General features: G+C 41.7%; 9 protein-coding genes. 6 read left to right on the top strand and 3 right to left on the bottom strand.

The window, feature by feature from the left end:
• Window positions 1-164 precede the first annotated feature (164 nt).
• Both licT and P0G38_RS10385 read left to right on the top strand, forming a co-directional pair.
• On the top strand, window positions 165-1,007 hold the full coding sequence (gene licT / locus P0G38_RS10390) for a BglG family transcription antiterminator LicT (protein ID WP_005225819.1): 843 nt from the start codon (window positions 165-167) through the stop codon (window positions 1,005-1,007).
• 201 nt (window positions 1,008-1,208) lie between these two features.
• Window positions 1,209-3,128, top strand: coding sequence for a beta-glucoside-specific PTS transporter subunit IIABC (locus tag P0G38_RS10385; protein ID WP_074535726.1), 1,920 nt, complete (start codon window positions 1,209-1,211; stop codon window positions 3,126-3,128).
• Between the two features lie 78 nt (window positions 3,129-3,206).
• Here P0G38_RS10385 and P0G38_RS10380 read toward each other — a convergent pair whose 3' ends face one another.
• Window positions 3,207-4,127 (bottom strand): MurR/RpiR family transcriptional regulator, encoded by a 921-nt coding sequence (locus P0G38_RS10380; RefSeq protein ID WP_010748037.1) that lies wholly within the window; start codon window positions 4,125-4,127, stop codon window positions 3,207-3,209.
• 260 nt (window positions 4,128-4,387) lie between these two features.
• Between P0G38_RS10380 and P0G38_RS10375 the strand changes: the two genes are divergently transcribed.
• Together P0G38_RS10375 and P0G38_RS10370 are read left to right on the top strand one after the other, a co-directional pair.
• Window positions 4,388-5,779, top strand: a complete 1,392-nt coding sequence (locus P0G38_RS10375) for a 6-phospho-beta-glucosidase (protein ID WP_005225822.1) — start codon at window positions 4,388-4,390, stop codon at window positions 5,777-5,779.
• 20 nt (window positions 5,780-5,799) lie between these two features.
• Entirely contained in the window at window positions 5,800-7,233 is a 1,434-nt protein-coding gene (locus tag P0G38_RS10370; RefSeq protein WP_008378424.1) for a 6-phospho-beta-glucosidase, read from the top strand.
• A gap of 235 nt (window positions 7,234-7,468) precedes the next feature.
• Here the strand turns inward: P0G38_RS10370 and P0G38_RS10365 are convergent, their stop codons facing one another.
• Window positions 7,469-7,939 (bottom strand): glutathione peroxidase, encoded by a 471-nt coding sequence (locus P0G38_RS10365; RefSeq protein ID WP_005225824.1) that lies wholly within the window; start codon window positions 7,937-7,939, stop codon window positions 7,469-7,471.
• Window positions 7,940-8,092: 153 nt separating this feature from the next.
• Complete coding sequence (locus P0G38_RS10360; protein ID WP_010748039.1) at window positions 8,093-9,478, bottom strand: MATE family efflux transporter; 1,386 nt, start codon at window positions 9,476-9,478, stop codon at window positions 8,093-8,095.
• 185 nt (window positions 9,479-9,663) lie between these two features.
• Here P0G38_RS10360 and trxB point away from each other — a divergent pair, with 185 nt between their 5' ends.
• The gene (gene trxB, locus P0G38_RS10355) at window positions 9,664-10,596 is read left to right on the top strand and encodes a thioredoxin-disulfide reductase (RefSeq protein WP_015509534.1); all 933 of its coding nucleotides are present in this window, start codon (window positions 9,664-9,666) and stop codon (window positions 10,594-10,596) included.
• A 147-nt stretch (window positions 10,597-10,743) separates the two neighbouring features.
• A complete protein-coding gene (locus P0G38_RS10350; RefSeq protein ID WP_275850661.1) occupies window positions 10,744-12,471 on the top strand; it encodes a phospho-sugar mutase in 1,728 nt (575 codons plus the stop codon).
• Window positions 12,472-12,562: the final 91 nt, after the last annotated feature.

Below are 12,562 nucleotides of genomic sequence, written 5' to 3'. Positions count from 1 at the left end.
CTGGTTCTAATGGATAGTGATTGTTGATTTTTAACAAGCTAAACCTGATGAAGCTGCGGTATTTGCGCTGCTTTCATGAGGTTTTTTCTGTGTTGACTGTTGGCTCAGCAATAAAGACAAGCAATGAACCATATCCGCAATGATAAAGTAAGTGGGGGTAGGACATGAAAATCAGTAAAGTGTTAAACAATAATGTTGTGATCACTACCGATCAAAGTCAAAACGAGATTATTGTTATGGGGCGGGGGATTGCATTTAAGAAAAAAGTGGGAGATGAAATTTCTTCAGAAACGGTCGATAAAGTGTATCGCTTAGAAAATCAGACGATCTTATCTCAATTTCAAGAGCTGCTTGCTGACTTACCACTGGAATATCTTGAATTATCCAATGAGATCATTGAGTATGCTCGGCGAGAATTGTCATCCCCAATCAATGATTCCATTTACATCTCGTTGACGGATCACATGCACTGTGCCATTGAACGATCGAAAAAAGGAATGACGGTCAAAAATGTCTTATTGTGGGATATCAAGCGTTTTTTCCCCGATGAGTACCAAATAGGCTGCAAAACAGTAGAAAAAATCAAAGAACATTACGGGATTCAGCTGCCAGATGACGAAGCTGGCTTTATTGCTCTGCATCTCGTCAATGCGCAAACTGAGAATGGTGACCAAGGCAATATTGCTGAACTAACCCAAACGATGCAAGACATCATAAACATTGTTAAATATTTTTTCAAAACAACCTTTGATGAAGAGTCCGTTTATTTTTATCGCTTCACTACGCATTTGAAATTTTTTGTTTCAAGAATGCAAAACCATACTACTCATGTGGATGAAACCGATGAAGATCTTTTGGCTATGGTCAAAGTGAAGTACCGAAATGCGTATCAATGCGTACAAAAAATCGCTGAGCTATTAGAAAATCAGTATCAGTATCAAATGTCCAGTGACGAAAGTTTGTATTTAACGATTCATATTGCCAGACTTGTGCAAAAAAATCGTTGATTGAAAAAAAACAAGAAAGGAGAAGGATTTCTTGATTCATGAGAAGGTGTCGAAAAAGAAGAATTTCTTCGCAATGATTCTTATCAAACGTCAGCTTCAAGGCATCTGACCATGTAGCAAGAAATCAAAAAAAGAAAACATTTTGGATAGTGACATTCAGTTGGCTAAACCTTCAATACAAAAAAATTGGAGGAATCAAAAATGGGAAAATATCGTGAATTAGCAGAAAAAATCGTAGCAAATGTCGGTGGAAAAGAGAACATCAATAGCTTGACGCATTGTATCACACGCCTGCGTTTTAAATTAAAGGATGAAGGCGTCGCAAATGATGAAGTCTTAAAGAACATGGATGGGGTCGTGACGGTCATGAAGAGTGGCGGTCAATACCAGGTGGTTATCGGAAACCATGTGCCAGATGTCTATGCAGAAGTGATCGATGTTGCAGGAATCAGTGGTGATGCTGAAGAAACAGCTTCAGGTGGCAACTTGTTTGATCGTTTGATCGATATTTTGAGCGGCTGCTTCCAACCCTTCTTAGGGGCTTTGTGTGCGGCGGGGATGATCAAAGGACTAAATGCACTGTTGCTTTTTATTGGTACAACAGGCTTGATCGATTATACAACAACGACTGGTACCTATGTGATGTTCAATGCGATCGGCGATTCGATCTTCATGTTTATGCCAGTGATTTTAGGGTATACGTCAGCGAAAAAGTTTCGCTTAAATCCAATGGTGGGAATCGTGATCGGGTCAGCGCTTTGTTACCCAACGATTCAAGGATCTGCTTTGCAAGCCGCATTTCTTGCAGGCGCAGGCGAGGGAGCTGCTGCACCGTATAGCTTGTTAGGCTTGCCTGCGTACGAAACGTTTTTAGGAATTCCGTGGGTTGGCGCAACGTATACTAGCAGTGTGGTGCCGGTCATCTTTATCATTGCCTTTGCTGCGCAAGTTCAAAAATTTGCGAAAAAAATCATTCCTTCTGTTGTCCAAACGTTCTTAGTGCCGTTCTTGGTTCTCTTGATTGCATTGCCAATTGGGTTTTTGGTGATTGGACCTGTAATCAGTATGTTGACGGACCTTTTGAGCTCAGGATTTGAAGCGTTGATGGACTTCTCACCAGTTGCCTATGGCTTGTTGCTAGGTTTTTTCTGGCAAGTATTGGTTATTTTCGGTCTTCACTGGTCAGTTGTTCCGCTACACATCATGCAAATCACGCAACTTGGTTATAGTCAGATTTTGGTAGCTACGTTTGGTGCCAGCTTTGCTCAAACAGCCGTAGTGATGGCGATGTACTTTAAACTGAAAGATAAAAAACTGAAAGCACTATGTCCACCAGCTATTATCTCAGGGCTTTTCGGTGTAACGGAGCCAGCGATTTATGGGATCACGTTACCGAAAAAAATGCCGTTCTTCTACTCAATGATCGGTGGTGCGGTCGCAGGTGCCTTCTTGATGATCAATGGAACAACGAGCTACACCTCTGGTGGGTTAGGGGTCTTTGGCATTTTCAACTACATCACTCCAGAAGGCGACGCTAGTGGCATGTGGTTCTCTGTCTTCGGAATCTTGATCGCTGCAGCGATTGGCTTTGGTTTGACCATGGCTTTCTGGAAAGATGATGCAGTGGAAGAAGAAATCGCAGAAGGACAACCAGCGATGACTGTTCGAAAAGAAGTGATCACTTCTCCAGTGGAAGGAACGATCGCGCCACTAAGCAGTGCCAAAGATGAAGCTTTTGCTCAAGGAGTGCTAGGAAAAGGCATCCTGATCCATCCATCAAAAGGCGAAGTCGTGGCTCCTTTTGATGGTACAGTGATGACATTGTTCCCAACCAAACATGCCATCGGGTTGATTTCTGAGAATGGTTTAGAACTTTTGATCCATATTGGTTTGGATACTGTTCAATTGAATGGTGAGTTCTTTGAAGCGCATGTGAAGCAAGGCGATAAAGTCACTCGTGGGCAAAAATTGATCAGCTTTGATAAAGATGCATTGATCAAAGCAGGATTCAATATTGAGACCCCAGTGCTAGTGACCAACTCAGCGGATTATTTGGATATCATCGAGTCTGACAAACGAGAAGTTGGTTGTTCCGATGATTTGATCACGGCTTTAGTTTAGGAAACATTTTCCTGCAAAACAGCTATATAAGGACAAAAGCGATCGGTCGTGAAGGCGCGATCGCTTTTTGACAGTCATTTAATTGGGAAACAGTGAGTCCTTATAATGAAGGTTTTTATCATAGGTTGGTTCAGCGATTATCGTTGATGAAGTGGGGCGCTTATCATACGCCATCCCAATATCGATCAAATGCTGCAGATTTTTCTCATAGTGCTCCGAAAAGACGACTGCATACAACAAATCTAGCAAGTAGCAAACTGAGGTATTGATCGTAAAATTCGCGATCTTTGAATAAAGCCTTTCTCTTGTTGTGATATTTAAGACACAATCGCTTAATTTCGCTAACGCATTCTCGCCAATACTAGTCATCCCAATGATGGAGACCTGCCGTTCGGCGAGGATCTTACCGATTTCTTTAACCATTTTGTTTTCACCTGTGTAAGAAATCAAAATCGCGGTCGTATCGGAGGTACAGTTGGATGCCTCATAGGCACTTTCGCCGAAGGTATCGCAGACGTGGATACTTTTTCCTAAACGCCGCATCTTCAAAACAAAGTCTTGAGAAATCAAGGTGTTGGCATTGCTGGCGAAAATCCTGATATGATTGGCATTGAGCAACGATTGTTTCGCTTTTTGTAATTCATCATGATGGATCAAGGAAAGCGTATCTTCGATCGTTGTTTGTTCAAGCTTTGCCAACTTTTTGGCGATGGTCATAATACCGTCATGGGAAGAGAAGGGAAAGTTCGCATCCACATCGGTAAAATGGCTGCTCATATATGTTTGCTCTTCCACAAAAGCCGTTTTTAAGTCGAGCCAACCATTGAAGCCTAATTTTTTTGCGATCCGAATAAAAGTAGAAGGATGAACATAGGTTTTTTCAGATAATTCCTTGATGGTTTGATCCGCCATCGCGGTCGGATTGGCTAATAAATAATCAATCAACGATCGTTCGGCGGGTGCTAGTTTGATTTGGCGCATTTTTTCTTGTAACAACATGGTATATATGCTCCTTTTTACATTTTTTTATGATTATTTGTAAATGGTTTTTACAGAAATTCGTTTTTATTCAGTACCTAGCGAATCGTTTACATCCTAATTATTCCTTATTTGATGCTCTTTGTAAATCTTTTTTACAAAACATCTGCAAGAAGAAGCGAGATTTGCAAACGCTTTTTCTAAATATGCTATTTACATTGAATCAAATGTTTTTATGAATGATAATAAGAATGTAAATAAAATAGCAAAGGAGCAATACAATGACAAAAGGAATTAAAATTGCAACCATTGGTGGCGGCAGCAGCTATACCCCGGAGTTAATGGAAGGCTTTATCAAACGCTATGAAGAATTGCCGATTCGTGAGATTTGGCTAGTAGATATCGAAGCAGGAAAAGAAAAATTAGCAATCGTTGGTGCGATGGCACAACGGATGTGGGATGCGTCACCCTACGATGTAAAAATCCACATGACATTGGATCGAGAAGAAGCGTTAAAAGATGCTGATTTCGTTACGACTCAATTCCGAGTAGGATTGCTGAATGCCCGTATCAAAGATGAACGAATTCCTGCCTATTACGGCATGATTGGTCAAGAAACCAACGGCCCTGGTGGTATGTTCAAAGCGTTTCGTACGGTTCCAATCATTCTTGAAATCGTTGAAGACATGAAACGCTTGTGTCCCGATGCCTGGTTGATCAACTTTGCGAATCCAAGCGGTATGGTGACTGAAGCAATCGTGCGTTACGGAAAATGGGACAAAGTCATCGGGTTGTGTAACGTGCCTGTCATGGCAACGATGGTTGAACCTGCGTTGCTTGGCAAAGAACCTGACGAATTGATTTACAAATTTGCAGGATTGAACCACTTCCACTGGCACAAAGTTACCGACTCACACGGCAATGACGTTACGATGGACATTATTGATAAAATGTATGAAGAAGACAATGGCTTACCGAAGAATATCTTTGATGTACCATTTTACAAAGAACAGCTGGAACAAATGAAGATGATTCCTTGCGGGTATCACCGTTATTACTATCGTCAAGAAGAAATGTTGAATCATGCGATCGAAGAGTACAAGACTGTCGGTACACGCGCACAGCAAGTGAAACAAACCGAAGCCGAATTGTTTGAGTTGTACAAAGATCCTGAATTGGATCATAAACCAGAACAGCTGCAAAAACGTGGTGGTGCTTACTACTCAGATGCAGCGTGTGAAACGATTGCTTCCATTTATGCTAATAAAAATACCCAAATCGTCGTTTCAACCAAAAATGAAGGCGCCGTTCCAGATCTTCCTGCCGATTGCGTAGTCGAAGTAACAGCTTACGTTGGCGGACAAGGGGCTAGAAATGTTGCCTTTGGTGAGTTACCGACAGCTGAAAAAGGTTGGTTACAGGTAATGAAAGCAATGGAATTATTAACGATCGAAGCAGCTGTGACGGGGGATTACAATATCGCATTACAAGCCTTCACCATCAACCCATTGGTTCCATCAGGTGATACGGCAAAACGTGTCATGGACGAACTGTTTATTGCCCACAAAGATCACTTGCCTAAATTTAAGGAAACGATCGCACGTCTTGAAAAAGAAGGCGTAGAAGTACAAGATGAAGTAGCCCGCGAACTTGATCGCGAACTAGTTAAATAAAGAGAAAGTAGGAAAGAAACATGGCATTTAGAAAAGACTTTTTATGGGGCGGCGCAACAGCTGCCAATCAATGTGAAGGAGGCTACCAAGAAGGCGGACGCGGCTTGGCAAACGTTGACGTGGTACCGATCGGCAAAGATCGTTTTCCAGTCATTACTGGTCAAATGAAAATGTTCGATTTTGATGACGAACATTTCTACCCAGCAAAAGAAGCGATCGATATGTATCATCGCTACAAAGAAGACATCGCGCTATTTGGCGAAATGGGCTTTAAAACCTACCGTTTGTCGATCGCTTGGAGTCGGATTTTCCCTAAAGGGGATGAAACAGAACCAAATGAAGACGGCTTGAAGTTCTATGAAGATCTTTTCAAAGAATGCCACAAATATGGGATCGAACCATTAGTAACGATCACTCACTTTGATTGCCCAATGCATTTAGTTGAAAAATACGGGGCATGGCGTTCTCGTGAATTAGTCGGATTCTATGAAAACTTGTGTAACGTGATTTTCAACCGTTACAAAGGATTAGTAAAATACTGGTTGACCTTCAACGAAATCAACATGATTCTCCATGCGCCATTTATGGGAGCAGGTCTTTACTTTGAAGAAGGCGATAACGTTGAGCAAGTGAAATACCAAGCGGCTCACCATGAGCTATTGGCCTCTGCGATCGCAACGAAAATCGCTCATGAAGTCGATCCTGAGAACAAAGTAGGCTGTATGTTAGCTGCTGGCGCATACTATCCATATACAAGCAAACCAGAAGATGTCTGGGAATCACGCAAAGCAGATCGCGAAAACTATTTCTTTATTGATGTTCAATCACGTGGGGAATATCCACAATATGCGCTGAAAGAAATGGAACGCAATGGGATCGAAATCAAAATGGAAGAAGGCGACCTTGAGCTGTTGAAAGCTCACACCGTAGACTTTATTTCCTTCTCTTACTATTCTTCACGCGTATCGACCACGGACGCTGAGTTATTAGAACAAACGGCTGGCAATATTTTTGCCTCTGTGAAAAACCCATACTTGGAAGCAAGTGAGTGGGGGTGGCAGATTGATCCACTTGGTTTGCGGATCACGATGAATGACATTTATGATCGCTACCAAAAACCATTGTTCATCGTTGAAAATGGCTTAGGAGCTGTGGATACACCAGATGCAGATGGCTATGTGGAAGATGACTACCGGATTCAATACTTGGCAGAGCATATTCAAGCAATGAAAGATGCGGTTGAACAAGATGGTGTCGACTTATTGGGTTACACTACTTGGGGTTGTATCGATTTAGTTTCAGCTGGAACAGGTGAAATGAAAAAACGCTATGGTTTCATTTATGTGGACCGTGACAATGAAGGAAACGGCACCTTGAAACGAACAAAGAAAAAATCATTTGATTGGTACAAACAAGTGATTGCTTCAAACGGTGAAGATTTATCGAATAACTAATTATAAGAAGCTGCAGTTGATCCCTTAGAGAAATCTAAGCAGATCGACTGCAGTTTTTTTAAAGTCTTTTTAAAAACTATTGAAACGAATGATTTGTATAAGTAGAAATGGCTGTTCAGAGATTATTGATAACCGACAATGAGAGTGCTGTAAAAGGCTTGCGTTGCAGCAATTACAAAAAAAGGCGACCTTAAGCATGACATGTTTTGTCCTTAAGGTCGCCTTTATCCATTTTTTAAAGAACTTTTTCAATTTCTGGAATCATTTTTTGAGGATTGGTTTGTGGAGCAAAACGCTCCACGACTTTACCTTGGCGGTCCACCAAGAATTTCGTGAAATTCCATTTAATGGCTTTGCCTAATGTACCCGGTGCTTCTGCTTCCAAATAGCGAAACAAGGGATCTGCGTCTTTGCCATTGATCACCGTTAACTTGTGCATCGGAAAATCAACACCATAGGTGGTTCGGCAAGCGGCTGCGGCTTCTTCGGCTGAGCCGACTTCTTGTTTGAACTGGTCAGAAGGAAACCCTAGAACGACCAACCCTTGGTCTTTATAGGTTTCATAAAGACTTTGTAATTCTTTGAACTGCGGGCTCAACCCGCACTTTGTAGCTGTATTGACGATCACCAGCGGTTGACCTTCGTAGTTTGCTAGCGAATAAGTTTCGCCGTTTTCTAATGTTGCTTGGTAGTCATAGATTGACATAGCAAACGCTCCTTTTAATGTAAATCGTAGTCGATAGCTTCTGAGACAAGTATAGAGCAAAGTCTTCAAAAAAACCAAGCAAACTTCTTGGCGCATTTTATTTTTTATGGAAAACAAAAAAGTCCAGCAGTCACCGAGACCGCTGGACTCTTATTATGCTTCTGGTAAGACTTCTGGTTCTGCTTCTTGTGGATGAACGACAGATTTAGTTTTCCATACCCCAGAATGCCAGCGATAGATCATTAAGACGCTGCGCAATGCTTCGTCAATGGCATAAGCGATCCAAACGCCGATCAAGCCAAATTTAAAGACGATAGCCAGTGAGTAGGAAAACGGTAAGCTGATGACCCATAGAACAATTAGGCTGCAGATCAATGGGAACTTCACGTCACCACTTGCATTTAATGAACCAACTAGGATCATATTGACTGCACGCGCTGTTTCTAAGACGATCTCTACTAAAAAGACACCTTTAGCAATCTCGATTACTTCGGTATTGGAAGTAAAGATCCCCATGATCGGTTCAATAAATAGATAGGTCAATAAGCAGATCGTTACCGAGGCGATGATCCCGATCACCATCGTGCGCATGCCTCGCTGATGCGCACGATCGAATTCACCCGCACCGACATTGCGGCCAATCATGATTTGGTTTCCTTGACTTAATGCGGAGGCGATCAAATAAACAAATTGGGTGATAGCTGTTACGTAAGATTTTGCAATCAAGACACTTGCGCCAAGTTGAGCCACGATCATCGTCACCACGACTTGCGCTCCTTGATAGGAAAGAGACTCGCCAGAAGAAGGCAATCCGTAAGTCAAAATGTTTTTCATCACGCCCCAAGAGACATTCGAGAAACGGGCAGATAAAACAGAAAAATTCACATGTTTCTTCAGCAACATGGCGGCAATTAGTAAACCGATCGAATTACCAAAGACGCTAGAAAATGCCAATCCAGTCACACCGAAATTCGGTAAACCAAAGGGGCTGTATAAGACAAAGTAATTGCCAATGACGGCTAGGATGCTAGCAAACATCGGTACCAATAACGCTGGTTTTGTGAAACTGTGGCTACGCATGACAGCAATTATGACCGCCGTGATCGATGAAAGGAACAGACTTCCGCCATACACTTGTAAGTATCCATGACCTAAAGCAACTAATTCAGCATCTAAGCCCATGAATCGCAAAAGGTAGGTTGAGCCGAAAAGAAACATCAAGCTGATCAAAATCCCGATGAACAATGACCCAAAAAGAGCGGTATTGATGACTTTCGGTATCTGGTCGCGTTTTTTCGCACCAATCAATTGTGCGATAATGATCTGAGTACCCACGGTGATGAAACCGTAAATAAAGACCGTTAAATTCAATAGTTGATTGGCAGCACTGACGGCCGCTACTGCTGGCTCGGAATAATGAGAAATCATCCAAACGTTGACATTCCCAATAACGACCCGCAAAAATAGCTCAACAAAAATCGGCCAGCTGAGAAAAATCAGTTCACGGTCTGATTTTCCTAAAAGTTTTTTCTTATTCAATTGTAAGGACTCCTTATTTTCTATATAATAGACGTATCGTGAAAATTTTACAAAAATTGAAAAGAAAGTCAATGTAATTTTCAAAAGTAAAAGCAGGAATATCTTATTATTTTTTGTAAGCAGATGAGTTGAAAGAATTTGCTTTTGAAAGTAAAGTATGGGTAGTCCAAATTGGAGGGAAATATATGTATGATGTAATTATCATCGGCGCAGGCCCTGCGGGGATGACAGCAGCGCTTTATGCGTCAAGATCGAATTTATCAGTACTAATGATTGAACGAGGAGCACCTGGCGGACAAATGAACAATACGGCTGAGGTTGAAAACTATCCTGGCTTCGAATCAATCTTAGGCCCTGAATTAGCATTTAAAATGTATGAAGGTGCCATTAAATTTGGTGTTGAAAATGCCTATGGGATCGTTCAAAGCATCACGGATCAAGGTGAGTTCAAAGAAGTTGCCACCGAAGACAAAACCTATCAAGGGAAAACAGTCATCATTGCCACAGGATGTGTACATAGAAAGTTAGGCGTCAAAGGCGAAGAAGAATTCGCAGGACGCGGTGTTTCATACTGTGCGGTTTGTGACGGTGCCTTTTTCCGTAACAAACGCTTGATCGTTGTTGGTGGAGGCGACTCAGCAGTCGAAGAAGCGATCTACTTAACGCAATTTGCTTCTGAAGTAACGATCGTTCACCGTCGTGACGAATTACGAGCACAAAAAATCATCCAAGACCGCGCATTTGCTAACGAGAAAATCTCTTTTATTTGGGATTCTGTTGTAGAAGAAATTAAAGGCAATGAGATGGTCGTAACTGGCGTGCAAATCAGAAACGTAAAAACGGATGAAGTGACAGAAGAAGCTGCTGGCGGTGTCTTTATCTATGTTGGTTTAGATCCGTTGACAGAACCATTCAAAGCTAGCGGTATCACGAATGATGCTGGCTGGATCTTAACAAATGATCAGATGGAAACTTCAATTCCTGGTGTTTACGCGATTGGCGATGTTCGTGAAAAAGGCTTGCGTCAAATCACAACGGCAGTCGGCGATGGCAGTATTGCTGGTCAACAAGTGTTTGATTTTATTGAAACACAAAAGGATGCTCAATTAACAAAATAATTTAATGGAATAAGCTGTTATTTTTAAAGTGTCAATCACTTTTGATAGCAGCTTTTTTTATTTTTCGTTTGGTTATTCTTTGAGAAATCTGTAAGTAGTGTTATACTAATTTTAGAGCATTTTAACGGAAAAAGGAGAGGTTATTTTATGGCATGGGAACAAACATTTAATCAATGGAAAAACAGTGAACACTTAGATCCACAATTAAAAGAACAATTGACCGCATTAGAAGCAGATCCTGCGATGTTAGAAGACGCTTTTTATATGCCTTTGGAATTTGGGACTGCTGGCATGCGAGGGATTTTAGGACCTGGTATCAATCGGATGAACATTTATACGATTCGTCAAGCAACCGAAGGCTTGGCTCGCTTTATGGATACACAAGATCCCGAAACAAGACGTCGTGGCGTAGCGATTGCCTATGATTCCCGTCATTTTTCACCTGAGTTCGCGATGGAAGCAGCAAAAACATTGGCAAAACATGATATTCCAGCCTTTGTCTTTGAAAGCTTACGTCCGACGCCAGAATTATCTTTTGCTGTGCGTTACTTAAAAACCTTTACTGGAATCATGATCACTGCTTCTCACAATCCAGCCGAATACAATGGCTACAAAGTATATGGGGAAGATGGTGGGCAAATGCCACCAGCAGATGCGGATGCATTGACAAAATTTGTTCGGGAAATTGAAAATCCGTTGGAGATCCCTGTATTAAGTGAAGAAGAAGCCAAAAACAGCGGCTTGATCTCTATTATTGGCGAAGCAATCGATACTGCCTATCTGAAAGAAATCAAAGAAGTCACGATCGATCAAGAATTGATCAATACGGTGGGCAAAGATTTGAAACTTGTCTATACACCACTTCACGGAACAGGGCGGATGCTTGGCGAGAAAGCGTTGAAACAAGCTGGTTTCCAACAATTCATTATTGAACCCTCTCAAGCGGTTGCTGATCCAAACTTCAGCACAGTAAAATCACCGAATCCAGAAGAGCACTCTGCCTTTGAATATGCGATTGCTTTAGGAGAAAAAGAAGGTGCTGACCTATTGATCGCAACAGATCCAGATGCCGATCGCTTAGGGGCTGCAGTAAGAATGCCAGATGGCAACTACCAAGTCTTGACAGGTAACCAGTTAGGTGCATTGATGATCCGTTACATTTTAGAAGCCCATAAAACAGCTGGAACATTGCCAGAAAATGCAGCAGTCTTAAAATCGATCGTTTCTAGTGAATTGCCAACAGCGATCGCTAAATCCTACGATGTTGATATGATCAATGTTTTAACTGGCTTTAAATTTATTGCCGAAAAAATCCAACAATTTGAAAAAGACCATTCTCAAACTTTCATGTTTGGCTTTGAAGAAAGCTATGGCTACTTAGTTAAACCATTCGTACGGGACAAGGACGCGATCCAAGCGCTCGTTTTATTAGCAGAAGTGGCTGCTTTTTACAAACAATCAGACAAAACATTGTATGATGGTCTGCAAGATATTTTTGAAGAGTACGGCTACTATGCAGAAAAAACGATTTCTGTAACGATGAGCGGTATGGAAGGGGCAACTAAGATTGCTGCCTTGATGAAGACTTTCCGTGAAAAAGCACCTTCTGTCTTCGCAGGAACCCCTGTCGTGCAAACAGAAGACTTTAAATTGTTGACTCGTGTGGGCTTAGATGGTCACCAACAAAAAATGACCACACCGCCTTCTGATGTTTTGAAATACACCTTGGAAGATGAAAGCTGGATTGCTGTTCGTCCTTCTGGGACCGAACCAAAAATCAAGTTTTATATTGGTGTAAAAGGCGAAACGGCAGAAGCAGCAGAACAAAAAATTGCTGATCTGCAAGCAGCGATCGAAGAAATCACAGGTGAATAAAGTCATCTGATGTCTTCATAATCAAAAAAATTGCAATTGACTGAATGATCCGAGTGGTAGAAAAAGAAGCGTTCGCTTCCCTCAGCAAACA

Source organism: Enterococcus casseliflavus, assembly GCF_029215545.1.
Lineage (GTDB): Bacteria > Bacillota > Bacilli > Lactobacillales > Enterococcaceae > Enterococcus_D > Enterococcus_D casseliflavus.
The sequence above is the reverse complement of the archived record's forward strand: the minus strand, read 5'-3'. Positions and strand labels throughout refer to the sequence as shown.

Excerpts from the sequence above, each read along its gene's own strand:
- P0G38_RS10375 (WP_005225822.1), top strand. The coding sequence starts at position 4,388 with ATGACAAAAGGAATTAAAATTGCAACCATTGGTGGCGGCAGCAGCTAT.
- trxB (WP_015509534.1), top strand. The coding sequence starts at position 9,664 with ATGTATGATGTAATTATCATCGGCGCAGGCCCTGCGGGGATGACAGCA.
- P0G38_RS10370 (WP_008378424.1), top strand. The coding sequence starts at position 5,800 with ATGGCATTTAGAAAAGACTTTTTATGGGGCGGCGCAACAGCTGCCAAT.
- P0G38_RS10380 (WP_010748037.1), bottom strand. The coding sequence starts at position 4,127 with ATGTTGTTACAAGAAAAAATGCGCCAAATCAAACTAGCACCCGCCGAA.
- P0G38_RS10365 (WP_005225824.1), bottom strand. The coding sequence starts at position 7,939 with ATGTCAATCTATGACTACCAAGCAACATTAGAAAACGGCGAAACTTAT.
- P0G38_RS10350 (WP_275850661.1), top strand. The coding sequence starts at position 10,744 with ATGGCATGGGAACAAACATTTAATCAATGGAAAAACAGTGAACACTTA.
- P0G38_RS10385 (WP_074535726.1), top strand. The coding sequence starts at position 1,209 with ATGGGAAAATATCGTGAATTAGCAGAAAAAATCGTAGCAAATGTCGGT.
- licT (WP_005225819.1), top strand. The coding sequence starts at position 165 with ATGAAAATCAGTAAAGTGTTAAACAATAATGTTGTGATCACTACCGAT.